The sequence below is a fragment of the Plantactinospora sp. DSM 117369 genome (genome assembly GCF_053764795.1).
On sequence record NZ_CM132446.1, the window covers coordinates 4361311 to 4376165 of the forward strand.

At 70.3% G+C, this 14855-nt stretch carries 14 protein-coding genes; 2 read left to right on the forward strand and 12 right to left on the reverse strand.

The window, feature by feature from the left end; all coding sequences use genetic code 11:
- Window positions 1–7: 7 nt before the first annotated feature.
- Window positions 8–244: a hypothetical protein gene (locus ACSMXO_RS18865; protein WP_455418768.1), complete on the reverse strand. Its 237-nt coding sequence runs from the start codon at window positions 242–244 to the stop codon at window positions 8–10.
- A 333-nt stretch (window positions 245–577) separates the two neighbouring features.
- Here ACSMXO_RS18865 and ACSMXO_RS18870 point away from each other — a divergent pair, with 333 nt between their 5' ends.
- Entirely contained in the window at window positions 578–997 is a 420-nt protein-coding gene (locus ACSMXO_RS18870) for a GntR family transcriptional regulator (protein WP_455418769.1), read from the forward strand.
- 39 nt (window positions 998–1036) lie between these two features.
- Here the strand turns inward: ACSMXO_RS18870 and ACSMXO_RS18875 are convergent, their stop codons facing one another.
- From ACSMXO_RS18875 to ACSMXO_RS18920, 10 genes are all read right to left on the reverse strand, one after another.
- The gene (locus tag ACSMXO_RS18875) at window positions 1037–1765 is read right to left on the reverse strand and encodes a GntR family transcriptional regulator (protein WP_346257376.1); all 729 of its coding nucleotides are present in this window, start codon (window positions 1763–1765) and stop codon (window positions 1037–1039) included.
- Between the two features lie 98 nt (window positions 1766–1863).
- Window positions 1864–3066: a dipeptidase gene (locus ACSMXO_RS18880; RefSeq protein ID WP_455418770.1), complete on the reverse strand. Its 1203-nt coding sequence runs from the start codon at window positions 3064–3066 to the stop codon at window positions 1864–1866.
- A gap of 33 nt (window positions 3067–3099) precedes the next feature.
- Window positions 3100–4092, reverse strand: a complete 993-nt coding sequence (locus ACSMXO_RS18885; protein WP_346257378.1) for an ABC transporter ATP-binding protein — start codon at window positions 4090–4092, stop codon at window positions 3100–3102.
- Entirely contained in the window at window positions 4079–5077 is a 999-nt protein-coding gene (locus ACSMXO_RS18890; RefSeq protein ID WP_455418771.1) for an ABC transporter ATP-binding protein, read from the reverse strand. Before ACSMXO_RS18890 ends, ACSMXO_RS18885 begins: the two co-directional genes overlap by 14 nt.
- Window positions 5077–5946, reverse strand: a complete 870-nt coding sequence (locus ACSMXO_RS18895; protein ID WP_346257380.1) for an alpha/beta fold hydrolase — start codon at window positions 5944–5946, stop codon at window positions 5077–5079. Before ACSMXO_RS18895 ends, ACSMXO_RS18890 begins: the two co-directional genes overlap by 1 nt.
- Complete coding sequence (locus ACSMXO_RS18900) at window positions 5943–7118, reverse strand: M24 family metallopeptidase (protein WP_455418772.1); 1176 nt, start codon at window positions 7116–7118, stop codon at window positions 5943–5945. The genes ACSMXO_RS18895 and ACSMXO_RS18900 overlap by 4 nt, the downstream gene beginning before the upstream one ends.
- Before the next feature lie 3 nt (window positions 7119–7121).
- Window positions 7122–8012, reverse strand: coding sequence for an ABC transporter permease (locus tag ACSMXO_RS18905; RefSeq protein ID WP_346257382.1), 891 nt, complete (start codon window positions 8010–8012; stop codon window positions 7122–7124).
- Window positions 8013–8172: 160 nt separating this feature from the next.
- Window positions 8173–9126 (reverse strand): ABC transporter permease, encoded by a 954-nt coding sequence (locus tag ACSMXO_RS18910; protein WP_346257383.1) that lies wholly within the window; start codon window positions 9124–9126, stop codon window positions 8173–8175.
- 35 nt (window positions 9127–9161) lie between these two features.
- On the reverse strand, window positions 9162–10799 hold the full coding sequence (locus ACSMXO_RS18915; RefSeq protein WP_455418773.1) for an ABC transporter substrate-binding protein: 1638 nt from the start codon (window positions 10797–10799) through the stop codon (window positions 9162–9164).
- Window positions 10796–11998: a dipeptidase gene (locus tag ACSMXO_RS18920; RefSeq protein WP_346257385.1), complete on the reverse strand. Its 1203-nt coding sequence runs from the start codon at window positions 11996–11998 to the stop codon at window positions 10796–10798. Before ACSMXO_RS18920 ends, ACSMXO_RS18915 begins: the two co-directional genes overlap by 4 nt.
- Before the next feature lie 527 nt (window positions 11999–12525).
- Here ACSMXO_RS18920 and ACSMXO_RS18925 point away from each other — a divergent pair.
- On the forward strand, window positions 12526–13179 hold the full coding sequence (locus ACSMXO_RS18925) for a class I SAM-dependent methyltransferase (RefSeq protein WP_455418774.1): 654 nt from the start codon (window positions 12526–12528) through the stop codon (window positions 13177–13179).
- A gap of 155 nt (window positions 13180–13334) precedes the next feature.
- Here the strand turns inward: ACSMXO_RS18925 and ACSMXO_RS18930 are convergent, their stop codons facing one another.
- Window positions 13335–14699, reverse strand: coding sequence for a condensation domain-containing protein (locus ACSMXO_RS18930; RefSeq protein WP_346257387.1), 1365 nt, complete (start codon window positions 14697–14699; stop codon window positions 13335–13337).
- Window positions 14700–14855 lie beyond the last annotated feature (156 nt).

Consider the following 14855-nt stretch of genomic DNA (forward strand, 5'->3'; position numbering starts at 1 on the left):
CGACCGGTCAGCCTGCGACGAGGTCCATGCGGAGGAACTCGGTGATGCGCAGCAGCTTCGGTGGGCGCGCCACATCGGCGGGGAGGGGCTGGAACGCCTCGACCTCCCCGCCGAGGCGTGGGGCGGTGAGTTCCACCTCCCTCCCCGCGACCCGGAGCCGCGCACCGCCGGCCGCCAGCACGTTCTGTACCCAGTCCGAGCGCGATGCGTACACCAGGACGAACAGGTAGCCGCCGTACCTCACAGAGATGATCGTCGACCATGGCCTGCGGGCGGGTTACGACCCCGCACACGAGTTCGGCTACGGCCTGGATCTGATCCTGGATGCGCTCGAAGCACGCCGGAGGTAGGTCCGGTACCGCTACGACCTGACCAGGCCGGTCGGCGACCGGGTCCCGGTCAACCCGCCGGCGCTGAGGTGGGCGACGGCGGTGTCGGGCCGCTGACGCCACCGGCGGGCATGCCAGGTCCGCCACCGCGCACCGGCGGTGGCGGACCTGGTCCGCCGGCTCGGCTGCCGCCGACATCGGCACCGTGGCGCGGAATTGGCGTATTGTCCTGCGACAACGGTTGCTACATGAGCGGAGGCATGGTGGGCAAGGGCTCGTCGGACGCGGGACCGGGGATCGTCATCGACGCGTCGTCGCCGGTGCCGCCGTTCGAACAGTTGCGTGTGCAGTTCGCCCGGCAGATCCAGGATCACACCCTGGTCGTCGGCACCCGCCTGCCGCCGATCCGCCAGCTCGCCGCCGATCTCGGCCTGGCCGCCAACACGGTGGCCAGGACCTACCGGGAGCTGGAGGAGGCGGGACTGATCGAGACCCGGGGCCGGGCCGGCTCCTTCGTGTCGGCAGCCGGTGAGCAGGCGCGCGAACGCGTGCGACGCGCCGCCGCGGAGTACGCGGCAGTGGTCACCAGCGCGGGCATCGACCCGGACGAGGCTGTCCGGATCGTCCAGGCGGCGTTGACCACGGGTACGCCGGCCACTGCCGGATGACCCCGTCGCCTACCGCCAACGGGCTGCCGGGGGCGAGGCTCAGGCGCCCCGGGTGATCCGCAGGGTCAACACGTCGGTCCGGACCGTGATGTGCCCGTGGAACAGCGCCAACCCCTCGGCGTTGTAGCCGATCTGGGTGGCGCTGACCAGCGGGTGCCCGATCGGCACCTTGAGCCGTCCGACGGCTGCCTCGTCGGCGAGTACGGCGGCGAACTCGATCTCGGCCCGGCGTACCGGCATCCCGGTCGCACCGGCCAGGAACTCGAACATGTCCAGGTCGATGCTGACCAGGCCGGACGGGTCGAGTTCGCGGTCGCCGACCCGCAGCGGCAGGTGGTCGCGGATCCAGGCCGCCGCGACGCCGTCGACGGCGAAGAGCCGGTCGACCCGCCAGACCGGTGAACCGACGTCCAGCCCGAGGATCTTGGCGCAGTCGTCCGGGCACTCGGCCCGGCTCACCGCCGCGTCCTGGAGTGCCGGCCGGTGCCCGGAGGCGGTGATCCGGTCCCGCAGCGCGGTGACGTCGCCGATCGACACCGGTACCCGTTCGGTCGGCTCGCTGACGAAGGTGCCGACACCCCAGGTCCGGGTGAGTACGCCCTCGGCGGCGAGCTGCCCCAGCACCTCTCGCACGGTGGCCCGGCTGACCGCCAGCCGGTCGGCCAACTCGCGCTCGTTGGGCAGCTTGTCACCGGTCCGGAACTCGCTGCCGATCAGATCGCGCAGTTGGCTCTGCGCGGTCTGTAGCGCGGTCTCGCGCCGAGCCATCAACCCTCACCTCTTCGCTCCGCCGCGCCAGCCATGGCGTACGGAGTGTAGTAGCTGGGCGCCCACCCGAGCGGGTGCACGCCAACCACCCGACGTCGTTACCAGACCTGTTCCAGTACCCGGATGGTGTTGCCACCGATCACCTTGGCGATCTCGTCGTCCGAGTAGTCGTGCTTGACCAGCCAGCCGACGATGTTCCCGAACGCCTCGCCCGGGTTCTCCACCCCGGAGACGTACTCGACCCGGGGGTGCTCGGGCTTGTTGCCCGCGTCCTTGCCGTAGTTGCCGGCGTACACCTTGTGCACCCCGACGTGGTCGCCGAACATCGTGTCCGGGCCGAACGTCACGTGGTCGATGCCGACCAGGTCGACGCAGTAGGTGAAGTGGTCCATCACCGATTCGAGGGAGTGCTCCAGGTGCGCCTCGGACAGGGTGGTGTGCGGGGCGGCCTCGATGCCGATCACCCCACCCCGCTCGGCGCAGGCCCGGATCACCTCGTCCGGCTTCATCCGCGAGGTGTTCCACACCGACCGCGCCCCGGCGTGGGTGATGAAGACCGGCACCCGGCTCGCCTCGATGGTGTCCAGGCAGGTCTGGTCGCCGGAGTGCGAGACGTCGATGGCGATGCCGAGCTTGTTCATCCGGTCGACCGCGCGCCGGCCGAAGTGGGTCAGCCCGCCGTCCCGGGCCTCGGACAACCCACCGCCGAGCATGTTCGCCTGGCTGTACGCGATGCCGAGCTGCCGCACCCCGAAGCCGTAGAGGATGTCGATCCGGTCGAGTTCGTTCTCGATCGGGCTGCTGCACTCCAGGCCGGCGACCAGAGCCAGCCGGCCGTCCCGCTTCGCCGCCCGGATGTCGGCGAGCGAGGTGGCCAGCGTGACGTAGTCCTGCTGGTAGAGGTCGCTCATCCGCATCCCGAGGGCGTAGATGAGGTCGTTCCACTTCCAGCCGTTTTCGCTGGTCACGCAGGAGGCGCCGGCCATGAAGTTGTCGAAGACGGCGGTCAGGCCGGACCGGGCCAGCCCCTCGTAGCCGGTCCGCTGCCGGGCGGTCCGGTTGTAGGCGCGCAGCTCGGTGACGTCCGCCGGCAGGATCACCGGGTGCTCGTGCAGGGAGATCGCGATGTGCTCGGCGAGCAGGCGCGTGACCCGCTGCCGCTGCGTGTCGGAGAGCCCGAGGTCGTGCTCGGGTACCCGACCGATCTCCGGGGCCAGCTCGAAGACCCGGTAGTCGGCATCTGGCTCCAGGTACGAGTAGGACTTGTGGCCCTGGTACCGGGACGCGGGTTCTTGCAGCAACACTTTCTCCTTACGCGACGGAACGGTGCGTGGCTAGGCGGCGGCCAGCGGGTAGTGGCAGGCGACCGCGCGGTCGCCGCCGGCCAGCGGTGGTTCGGTGATGGCACAGGTCTCGGTCGCCTGCCAGCAGCGGGTGCGGAACCGGCAGCCGGATGGCGGGTCGACCGGGCTGGGCGGATCGCCGGTGAGGAGAATCCGTGTCCGCTCCGCCCGGCCGACCGGCTCGGGGACCGGCACCGCCGACAGCAGTGCCTTGGTGTACGGATGGGCCGGCGCGTCGTACAGCATCGGCTCGGGGCCGCTCTCCACCAGCTTGCCGAGGTACATCACCGCCACCCGGTCGGAGATGTGCCGGACCACCGACAGGTCGTGCGCGATGAAGACGTACGCCACGCCCAGCTCCCGCTGGAGCCGTTCCAGCAGGTTGACCACCTGGGCCTGGACCGAGACGTCGAGCGCGGAGACCGGCTCGTCGCAGACGATCACGTCGGGTTGCAGGGCCAGTGCCCGGGCGATGCCGATCCGCTGCCGCTGCCCGCCGGAGAACTGGTGCGGATAGCGGTCCAGGTGCACGCTCGGGTCGAGCCCGACCAGGTCGAGCAGCTCCTTCACCCGGTCCAGCCGGCGCCTGCGGTCCAGCACGTCGGGGTGGATCTCGAACGGCTGGAGCAGGATCTCCCGGATCGTCCGGCGCGGGTTCAGCGAGGTGTAGGGGTCCTGGAGCACGATCTGGATCCGCCGGCGCAGCGCCCGCAGGTCCCGCCCCCGGGCGGCGTGCACCACCGCGTCGCCGAAGCGCACCTCGCCTGCGGTCGGCCGCTCCAGCCCGACCAGCATCCGGGCCAGGGTGCTCTTGCCGCAGCCGGACTCGCCGACGATGCCGAGCGTCTCGCCCCGGCGCAGCGTGAAGGAGACCCCGTCGACGGCCTTGACCACCCCACCGGAGGTGAACGGCAGCCTCCCCTTCACCGGAAAGTGCCGGACCAGGTTGTCGACCCGCAGCACCAGGTCGTCATCTGCGGACATGCAGCAACTCCTCCCGGTGGTGGCAGGCGCTGGCGCGGCCCTCGGGCAGCGGCTCCAGCGCCGGCAGCGTGGCCCGGCAGACGTCGTCGGCGCGCGGGCAGCGCAGGTGGAACGGGCACCCGCTGGGCAGCCGGGCCGGGTTCGGCGGGGCGCCGGGGATGGCGTACAGCTCCTCGTCGCGCCGGTCGATCCGGGGCATCGAGGCGAGCAGCCCCTCGGTGTACGGGTGCGCCGGACCGGCGAAGATCTGCTGCACGGTGGCCCGTTCGACGATCCGGCCGGCGTACATCACCGCCACGTCGTCGGCAACCTCGGCCACCACGCCCAGGTCGTGGGTGATCAGTAGCAGTGCCATCCCGCTGTCCCGCTGGATCTCCGCGATCAGCTCCATCACCTGCGCCTGCACGGTCACGTCCAGCGCCGTGGTCGGCTCGTCGGCGATCAGCACGTCCGGCTCCAGCGCGATGGCCAGCGCGATCATGATGCGTTGCCGCATCCCGCCGGAGAACTGGTGCGGATAGTCGCGTACCCGGTCCTTCGCGGCCGGGATGTGCACCCGGTCGATCAGCTCGACGGCGCGCCTGCGCGCCTGCGATCGGGAGAGCCCCCGGCGGACCCGGAGCAGTTCGCCGAGCTGCTCGCCGACCGGGTAGACCGGGTTGAGCGCGGCCATCGCGTCCTGGAAGACCATGCCGATCTCCTCGCCGCTGACCCGGTCCCGCTGTTTCGGGGTCAGGGTCAGCAGCTCCCGGCCGCGCAGCCGGACCGAGCCGCTGACCCGGGCCGGCGGCATGTCGAGGATCCCCATCACCGCCTGCGCGGTGACGCTCTTGCCGGAGCCGGACTCGCCGAGGATCGCCAGGGTCCGGCCGGACTCCAGGGCCAGCGACACCCCGTTGACCGCGTGCACCGCGCCGGCCGACCCGGTGCCGCCGCCCGGCCCGGGGAAGCTGACCCGCAGCTCCTCCACCTCCAGCAGGGCCATTACCGGATCCCGGCCGAGTCGAGGAAGTCCCGCACGGTCCGCTGGAACAGCTCCGGCTCCTCCAGTTGCGGCGAGTGCCCGGAGTGCTCGAAGACCACCAGTTCGGCGTTCGGGATCAGGTCGGCGATCACCTGCGAGGCGGCCACCGGAGTACGCCAGTCGTGCCGGCCGACGGTGACCAGGGTCGGGCAGGTGATCGAGGGAAGCTGCGGCTTCAGGTCGTAGCGCGGCATGTTCTGCCCGAACGCGGCGTTGTGGGTCCGGTAGTGGAACCGGGTCGCGTGCAGCTTCGCGGCGTCCTTGGCCGGGTCGTGCCGGTGATCGTAGAGCGGCAGGATCGCCTTCCAGTACTCCCGGAGCTGCTCGTTGCTCTCGAACCGGCCGGTGCCGATCCGGTCGATCGCCCACTGCGGGATCACCGTCCGGTCGGTGTTCCTGGCCTTCTCGACCGCGAGTTCGTTGTGCCCGCTGTCGGCGGCGGTGTCCCGCAGGATCAGCGCGGCGACCCGGTCCGGATGTGCGACGGCGTATTCGAGGGAGATGAAGCCGCCGTACGACCCGCCGGCCATCACGATCCGCTCGTAGCCAAAGTACTCCCGGATCGCGTCGACGTCGGCGACCCACTGGGCGTGGGTGAACGGCTCGTCGTCGCTGGACTCCCCGGAGCCGCGTGCGTCGAAGACGATCACCCGGTACCGGTCGGCGAACGGCCCGAACGACCGCTTCGGCTCGGACCGGGAGCCGAGCCCGGGCGCGCCGTGGTGCACGATCATCGCCGGTGCGTCGACCGGTCCGAACGCCTCGACGACCAGCTCGGCACCGTTGATCGTCAGCCGGCCGGAAAAGTCGGACGAGTTGTCGACCGTCATCGGACCTCCTCGATGATGTTGGATGCGAGATCGCGCGGATAGCCGGTCAGCCGGCGCGGCCCGGCCTCCTCGACCAGTACGGTGTCGGAGATCCGGTAGCCGGCGTGCCCGGGTACGTAGACGCCGGGCTCGCTGGAGAGCAGCATCCCGGGTTCCAGCACGGTGTGGTCGCCGTCCTCCACCCAGGGCGCCTCGTGGTTCTGCAACCCGATGCCGTGCCCCTGCCGGTGCCGGATGTAGTCGCCCAGACCGTGCCCGCGCAGCACGTCCAGGCAGATCTTGTTCACCTCGGCGCAGGTCCGGCCGGCCCGCATCGCCTCGGTGCCCACCTCCTGCGCCTCCCGGTCCGCCTCGTAGTAGCGCCGCTGTTCCGGGGTCGGCTCGCCGACGACGAAGGTGCGCTCGCTCTCCACGAACCGGCTGGCCACCGCCGCGCCGAGGGAGAGGATCAGGGTGTCGCCGGGCCGGACCCGCCGCCGGGTCGGCAGGCCGTGCGGCAGCGCCGAGTTCGGGCCGGCGTAGACCAGCCCGCCGGCCAGTTTGGTGGTGTAGACCACCAGGTCGTAGTCGGCGTACATCCGGTCGGTGCCGTACCCGATGACGTGCCGGGCGATCTCGTCCTCGCGGGGGAGTGCGGCTCCCCGGCGCAGCGCGTCCGCGATCAGTTCCCGGCCGGCGGCGAGCATCTCGTCGCAGATCCGCGCCGCCGCCTCGTGGCACGGGATCTCCTCGGGAAATTTGCGCAGCCGCAGCTTCGCCACCGCGTCGGTGGTGACCAGCGTGCTCCCGCCGAGCGCCCGGGACAGCGCCCGGTACGCCCCGATCGACAGCCCCGCGCTCACCCCGACCTGCTTCGCCCGCCGGCCGGACAGCGCCGTGCCGAGGGTCTGTTCGGCGCTCACCACCCCGGGGAACTCGACGTAGCTGACCGTCTCGACGCCGACGCCCTGCCCGGCGGCGTACTCCTCGTCGAGTCGGGGGATCACCAGCAGCGGGTCGCCGTCGCGGGGCATCCAGAGGTAGACCGGCCGTTCGGTGGCGATGTAGAAGAACCCGGACAGGAACGCCACGTCGGCCGGGGAGGTGGCCAGGAACCCGTCGAGGCCGCGTACGTCGAGCGCGTCGGCGAGCCGGGCCCGGACGGACGAGTAGAAACTGTCGGGCAGACGCACGGGTCAGCCTCCGTTCCGGCGGGGGTCTCGGATGTCGTTGAACCGCATGCCGGCGACCGTCGCGGCGAGCACCAGCAGCAGGATGGCCAGCGACGGGAAGAGGGTCTGCCACCAGGCGATGGCCACCACCCCGCTGCGCTGGGCATTGAGCAGGATCCGCCCCCACGACCAGGCGTCCGGGTCACCGAGGCCGAGGAAGCTCAGCCCGGCCTCGGAGATGACCGCCCGGGACGCGGTGAGCAGCACGCTGACCACGATCAGCGGGACCACCGCCGGCAGGATCTCCCGGGTGACGATCCGCCATCCGCTGGCGCCGAGTACCCGGGCACCGTCGATGTACGGCATCGCGCTGACCACCAGCCCCTGCGAGCGGATCAGCCGGGCCACCTCGGGCCAGGCGAAGACGCCGATGATCAGCGTCAGCGTCCAGACGCTCGGGTTGACGATCGCGGCCAGCATGATCATCAGGGGCAGCGTGGGCAGTGCCAGCATCACGTCGGTGACGACCGTGCCGACCGCGTCGACCCGGCGGAAGTAGGCCGAGGCGAGCCCGATCGCCGTACCCAGCACGATGGCGATCAGCGAGGCCGCCACCCCGATCAGCAGGCTGGTCCTGGTGCCCCAGACCACCTGGGCGAAGATGTCCTGCCCGAGATCGTCGGTGCCGAACAGGTGCGCGCCGGACGGCGACCGCAGCACGTCCGGGCTGGTCCCGCCCGGTTCGTCGGCGATCAGCGGCGCGAAGGCCGCGAGCAGCACCATCACGACCAGCACCGCCGCGGCGAGCAGCCCGGACGGCTGCCGGAAGAACGTCCGCCAGGCCGACCGGGCGCCGATCGCCGGCTCCGCGGTCGGAGCGGTCGCCTCCGCCTCGGTCACCAGTGGCGCACTCATGGCTGTGCCTCTTTCGCTCGTGACTGCGGGGCTCGCAAACCCGGCTCTCCTCGCATTCCGCCGCGACCTGTGGAGGTTTCCGCTCCGCCGCGTCCCGCCCGGGCGGCCCGGGAAACCTTCGGTCCCACCCGAGCCGCCCCGGAACGCTCGCTCCTTGGGCTCACAGCCGGATCCTGGGGTTGAGCACCGCGTAGAGCAGGTCGGTGAGCGCGTTGGCGACCACCACGGTGATGGCGAGCATGATGAACGCTCCTTGCAGGACGGGATAGTCGCGTTGTCCGACCGCCTCGTAGATCAGCCGGCCGACGCCGGGATAGGCGAAGACGGTCTCGGTCAGCACGGCGCCGCCGACCAGGGTGCCGAGTTGCAGCCCCATCAGGGTCAGCGCCGGCAGGATCGCGTTGCGCAGGCCGTGTTTCCACAGTCGGCGCCGGGCGGACAGGCCCCGCGCCCGGGCCGCCCGGATGTAGTCCTCGCCGAGTACGTCGATCAGGTTGGTCCGCAGGGTCAGCGCGTACGGGCCGAGCTGCACCAGCACCAGCGACGCGACCGGCAGCACCAGGTGGTGCGCCAGGCTCAGGTACGCCGCCACGCCCCGGGTGTCCGGGTCGATCGCCCCGCCGATCGGAAACCAGCCGAGCCGGGCGCCGAGCCAGACCAGCAGCAGCATCGCCACGCTGGGCACGAAGAGGGCGTGCCCGGCGATGCCGAAGCCCTGGAGCAGCTTGTCCGGCCAGCGGCCCCGGTGCGCGGCTGCGGACACCCCGATCGGGATGCCGACGGCGATGGTGAGTAGGAACGCCACCCCGGCCAGCAGCAGGGTCCAGGGCAGCCGGTCGAGCAGGATGTCGGCGACCGGCTGGATCTGCCGGAACGAGATGCCGAAGTTGCCGTGCAGCAGTTCGCGCAGGTACGAGACGTACTGTTCCAGCAGCGGCCGGTCCAGCCCGTACGTCTCGAGCAGCGCCGCCCGCATCTCCGGCGTCATGTCCCCCTCGACCATCAGGGTCGTGGGGTCCCCCGGCAGCAACCGGAGCAGGAAGAACGTCGCGGTGATCGCTATCCAGACGGTCAGTACGGCCTTCAGCGCCCGGTTGAGCACGAAGCGTGCCACGTGGGGGACCCCTCCCTTCTACCTCGTCGCGCCGGTCAGCCGACCGGCTTGACCTGGGCCAGCGAGTACGCGGTGACCATGCCGAGCAGGTCGGACGGCGAGGCCACGAAGCCGGTGAACTTGCTGGCGTTGTAGGCGAACTGGAAGTTCTCCACGTAGAGCGGCGTCAGGTACGCCTGCTCGTGTACCACCTTGTCGATGTTCTTGATCTTCGTGGCGAACGCCGCCGGATCGGTGGTGGCCGCCGCGTCGTTGATGAGCTGGTCCATCTCCGGCGACTTGAGCAGGTTGTAGTTGATCCCGCCCGGGTTGCTGGAGAGGTAGGTGCTGCGGAGTTGGTCCATCGGGTTGTCGAAGACGCCCCACTGGGACGCGTCGATGTCGTACTCGCCGTCCTTGGTGCGGGAGAGGAAGGTGTTCCGCTCCACGCACTCGTTGGTCAGCTTGATGCCGGCCTTCGCCGCGCTCTCCCGGAAGAGCTGCACCACCCGGGTGAGGTTGGCGTTCGACTGGTCGCAGGCGACGCCGAGGTCCAGGCCGTCGAAGAGGCCGTCACCGTTGCCGTCGGAGTAACCGGCCGCGGCCAGCTTGGCCTTCGCCCCGGCCGGGTCGAACGGGTACGGCTGGATCTCGGTGTTGTCGTAGTCGGCGAAGATCGGCGAGATCGGTCCGGACATCTCCTTGGCATCGCCCTGGAGCACCGACGAGATGATCGACTTGGTGTCCACCGCCATCGACAGCGCCTGCCGGACCTCCTGCTTGGCCAGGTCCTTGTTGTTCATGTTGTAGGTCAGGTGGGCGAAGCCGAGCGCACCGACCTTGGTCAGCTTGATCTTCGAGTCGTTGGCGAAGGTCTTCGCCGCGGACGCCGGCACCGGGGTGCCCATCAGGTCGATGTCGCCGTTGCGCAGCGCCAGCATCATCGTGTTGACGTCCGGGTAGAGCCGGAACTCGACCTTGCCGACCGCCGGCTTGCCACCGGGCGCCAGCGGGTACTTGTCGTTGCGCTTCATCACGTACCGCTGGCCCTTGGTGGCGCTCTCCAGTACGAACGGCCCGGCACCGACCCAGTTGGAGTCGTTGGCGAACTTCGACAGGTCACCGGCGGAGGAGAAGACGTGCTTCGGCACGATCGACATCCAGAACCCGACGCCCTCGGCGAACGGCGCGTACGGCTGGGAGAGGTGGAACTTCACCGTGGTCGGGTCGGGTGCCTCGATCGAGGTGACCCAGGTCAGCTTGGCGGCCACGTTGCCGAGCTTGTACTTCATGATCGATTCAGCGCTGAACTTGACGTCCTCGGCCACCACCGGCTTGCCGTCGGTCCAGGTGAAGTCGTCGCGCAGCCGGAAGACCGCGGTCTTGCCGCCGTTCTCGTAGCTGTACTCCTTGGCCAGCTCCGGCGCCTTCTTGGCGTTGGCGTCGATCCGCAGCAGGTGCGGGTACATCGCGTTGAGGATCCAGGAGTCGGTCTTGCTCAGTGACTGGAGCGGGTTGAAGTTCGACACGTCGGTGGTGGTGCCGATCCGCAGTACGTCGCCGCCGCCGGAGCTGTCCCCGGACGACGAGTTGCCCTCGTTGAGCCCGCACCCGGACAGGCCGAGCGCGGCCGCCGCGCCGAGCGTGACGGCGACCCGCCACCGGCGGGTACGGCCGGAAATGGTCCTGCTCACCAAACCTCCCGAAGAACGCGAATGATGTTGCCGCCGATGACCTTGGCGATCTCGTCGTCGGAGTAGCCGTGCGTGACCAGCCAGCCGACGATGTTGCTGAAGCACTCGGCCGGGTTCTCCAGGCCGGAGACGTACGGCACCCGGGGGTGGTCGACGGCGCCGTGCGCCTTGCCGATCGCCAGGTGGCCGGTGAAGCTGTCGTGCAGCCCGACGTGGTCACCGAAGTTGGTGTCCGGGCCGAACGCCACGTGGTCGATGCCGACCAGTTCGACGCAGTAGACGAAGTGGTCCATCACTGACTCGATCGAGTGGTGCGGATGCGCCTGCGAGAGCGTGGTGTGCGGGGCGGCCTCGATGCCGATCACCCCACCCCGCTCGGCGCAGGCCCGGATGACGTCGTCCGGCTTCATCCGGGGGGTGTTCCAGACCGCGCGGGCGCCGGCGTGGGTGATGAAGACCGGTACCCGGCTCGCCTCGATCACGTCCAGCGAGGTCTGGTCGCCGGAGTGCGAGACGTCGATGGCGATGCCGAGCTTGTTCATCCGGTCGACGGCGCGCCGGCCGAAGTGGGTCAGCCCGCCGTCCCGGTCCTCGGAGAGCCCCGAGCCGAGCATGTTGGCCTGGCTGTACGCGATGCCCATCTGGCGTACGCCGAAGCCGTACAGGATGTCGATCCGGTCCAGTTCGTTCTCGATCATCGTGGCCGCCTCCAGCCCGGCCACCAGGGCGAGCTGGCCGTTCCGCTTGGCGGTGAAGATCTCCTCCAGGGTGGTCGCCACGACCACGTAGTCCTGCTTGGCGATGTCGGCGAAGCGCAGCCCGATGTCGTAGATGACGTCGTCCCACTTCCAGGCGTGCTCGCTGGTCACGCAGCCGGTGCCGTTCATGAAGTTGTCGAACACCGCGGTCATGCCGGACCGGGCCAGGCCCTCGAAGCCGAAGGAGTTGCGCCCGGTCCGGTTGTAGTCCCGCAACTGCGTCACGTCGGCAGGCAGGATCTTCGGGTGCTCGTGCAGCGAGATCGCGGCGTGCTCGCGCAGCAGCCGGGCGACCCGGTCGGACTGCTCGTCAGTCAGGCCGAGGTCGTGCGCGGGCACCCGACCGAGTTGTGGGGCGAGGTCGAACACCTTGAAGTCGACCTGTGGGGTCAGATAGTCGAACGACCGGTATCCCGTATAGCGGGAAGCACGTTCCTGCACTAGTCAGCTCACCTCGGAACACTCAGAGGCATGAGGATGGAGGTCTGACCTCCTGCCTTTCGGGGACCGTACGTGAGATCACTGCGCATTGGGAAGATCTCGTGATCCGACCGTTATCTACCGGGGTGTCGTTGGACGCTGCCGGAAACCCGCTGGTAACAAGGCTTGTCGTGTCGGAACAGGGGCGCGACGAGGGGTCGGCGCAGCCGGGTCGACTGCCTGGCGAGCGTGAAGATCGGTTCTCTGGAGGTCTGACCACTGCCGATCGGGGCGGGCCGACGGGCCACTCGGCCGACCGCTGGAGCTGACCCGGGCACCAGATTCTGGGACGCGGGAGCGCCGGTGGCGGCGCCGCCGGGACCGGACCAGCGGGGCCGGGAGGCTTGCCGGCAGGGGAGCCCTACGTCCCTCCTTGCCAAAGCGGCAAGGATAGTTGCTGGGATCGCGCTTCCTCGTCACCGTTGAAGCAAGAGCAACACGGCGGTTGCCACCGGCTTCTTTCGGACGACTTCACCAGGAGCAGAACGATGAGCGAGGCCCACGACCAGCATGGATCGCCGCACGCGGATGACTCCGCGTTCGGGCCGCAGTGGTGGGAGCGCCACTACCAGGAGCACACGGCGAAACACGGCTCGCCGAGTCCTCAGTTGGTGGCCGAGGTGAAGGGCCTTCCCGCCGGGTCGGCCCTCGACGCGGGCTGCGGACGCGGAGTCGACGCGCTCTGGCTTGCCCGGCAAGGCTGGCAGGTGACCGCGGTCGACGTCTCACCGACGGCCGTCAGCGACGCCAAGGACTTCGCGCACCACGAGCCGGACATCGCCGCACGCATCTCCTGGGTCGTGGCCGACCTGACGACCTGGCAACCGCCCCAGCAGTACGACCTGGTGGTCAGCCAGTACGTCCACCCCGCCATTCCCTTCGGTGAGTTCGTTGCCCGGCTGGCCCAGGCTGTCGCCTCCGACGGCACGCTTCTCGTAGTCGGCCACGATCATGCCGATGAGCACTCGGCGGCCCATGCTCCGGACAGGGCGTCGATCGGTCTGGACGCCGTCACCGGCTCCCTGACCAGAAAGCTGTGGGAGGTCGACGTGGCGGAGTCGCGGACACGTTACGTCGGGCACGGCTCGACCCGGATGAGCATTCGCGACCTGGTGGTCAGGGCCCATCGCAAGCCGATGTGAGGGCGCTTCCGCCCGAAGCGACCGCTCGGGCCGACCCATGGTGCCAGTTCCGAGCCACCTGAGGACTGCGACCCGACTCGGCGCAACGACGCGGCGTGCCGGGTCGAGCCGTGCCGGCTCCGCTGCTCAGGGCTGTCCGCCGGCAGCGCTGGGCACTAGTCGGTGGGCAGCGGCTCGTCGTCCGGCGGGCGAAGCGCCGAGACCGGGCGCTCCGGATCCGTGGCGACCAGGCTGAGCAGAAGCGCGAGGTCGGTGACCAGGCTCTCGACCGTCTCCGGCGCGAAATGGCGCAGGTCGTACCTGGCGTGCAGCCCGAGCCGCTCGCCAGGCACGACGAGCAGGTTGAACGGGTGGTGCGACGCCGACCACCGGCCGTCGAAGCGTACGGAGAGAGTCGACGCGTCGGCCGTACCGGTGAACAGGTCGTTGTCCATCGGGTACGTCTCGAAGTCGAGCACGGTCTCGAACAGCGGCACCCCGGCGGGCAGCCCGGCCCAGGACCGGACCAGTGCCGGCGGCACGTGGTCGAACGGGCGGGCCAGTGCCTGGCGTGCCTGCAACCCGCGCAGCCACACCCCGACCGGCTGGTCGGGCCGGATCCGGACCCGGACCGGCACGGTGGTGGTCAGCGGGCCGACCAGGGCCTCCGCCGCCGTCCCGGCCGCCCGGCCGGCGACCGTCGAACCGATGACGATGTCGCCGGTGCCGGCGCGGGCGGACAGCAGCCTCGCCCAGCAGCCCTGGATCACCGTTCCCAGTGCGATCCGCTGCTGACCGATGGCCTCGTGCAGCAGGTAGGTGTCCTCGCTGGTCAGTTCGAGGGAGTATTCGTCGAACGCGTCCGCCGGCTCTCCCCGCCAGTCCGGCGGATCGCTCTGGAGTGGACCGCACGCGGGCCGGTCGGACAACTCCGCGCGCCAGAAATCCTCCGCCTCGGCAAGGTCGCGGGCGGCGGCCCAGGCGATGTGGTTCCGGAACGGCGCCGGAGCCGGCAGCGGGGCGTCCCGGCCCTCGATCGCCGCCCGGTAAGCGGTCAGCACCTCGCGGAGCAGGATCGGCAGGCTCCAGCCGTCGACGACCAGGTGGTGGGCCGTCCAGACCAGCAGGTGCTCGGTCTCGGAGACGCGGAGCAGGGCGAACCGGGACAGCGGCGGGTCGTCCAGGGTGAAACCCCGGACCCGGTCGGCGGCGAGGAACTCGGCGAGGCCGCGCCGGCGCTGACAGGCCCGGATCGTCCGTAGGTCGTCGAGGTGCCATTCGGGTGCCGGCGGCTCGGCCACGACCACCTGGACGGGCTCCTCGGCCCCGTGCCGGACGAAGCCCGTGCGCAGCACCTCGTAGCGGGCGATTACCTGGTGCCAGGCCCGCTGGAACTCGGCGACCCGCAGCCGGCCACGGATGACGAGCCGTACCTGTTCGAGGTCGCGCGCCGGATCCACCTCGTCGGAGGCCGGGTGGAGTATGCCGCGCTGGACCGGCGAGAGGGGGTAGCCGTCCCGTACGTCGACCGAACTGGTCATCCCGTCACCTCCTGAGGCCGGGTGGACGCGGCCGGAGACCCCGGGACGACCACCGGGCCTGGCGCGGCCTGCACCCGCGACGCGAGAAGAACTGAGCGGCTCATGTGGGCAGTGACAACTCCCTGTTCGCGCACCTGCCGGTACAAGGGACGACAG

Excerpts from the sequence above, each read along its gene's own strand:
- ACSMXO_RS18905 (WP_346257382.1), bottom strand. The coding sequence starts at position 8,012 with ATGAGTGCGCCACTGGTGACCGAGGCGGAGGCGACCGCTCCGACCGCG.
- ACSMXO_RS18930 (WP_346257387.1), bottom strand. The coding sequence starts at position 14,699 with ATGACCAGTTCGGTCGACGTACGGGACGGCTACCCCCTCTCGCCGGTC.
- ACSMXO_RS18870 (WP_455418769.1), top strand. The coding sequence starts at position 578 with ATGAGCGGAGGCATGGTGGGCAAGGGCTCGTCGGACGCGGGACCGGGG.
- ACSMXO_RS18925 (WP_455418774.1), top strand. The coding sequence starts at position 12,526 with ATGAGCGAGGCCCACGACCAGCATGGATCGCCGCACGCGGATGACTCC.
- ACSMXO_RS18890 (WP_455418771.1), bottom strand. The coding sequence starts at position 5,077 with ATGGCCCTGCTGGAGGTGGAGGAGCTGCGGGTCAGCTTCCCCGGGCCG.
- ACSMXO_RS18895 (WP_346257380.1), bottom strand. The coding sequence starts at position 5,946 with ATGACGGTCGACAACTCGTCCGACTTTTCCGGCCGGCTGACGATCAAC.
- ACSMXO_RS18875 (WP_346257376.1), bottom strand. The coding sequence starts at position 1,765 with ATGGCTCGGCGCGAGACCGCGCTACAGACCGCGCAGAGCCAACTGCGC.
- ACSMXO_RS18885 (WP_346257378.1), bottom strand. The coding sequence starts at position 4,092 with ATGTCCGCAGATGACGACCTGGTGCTGCGGGTCGACAACCTGGTCCGG.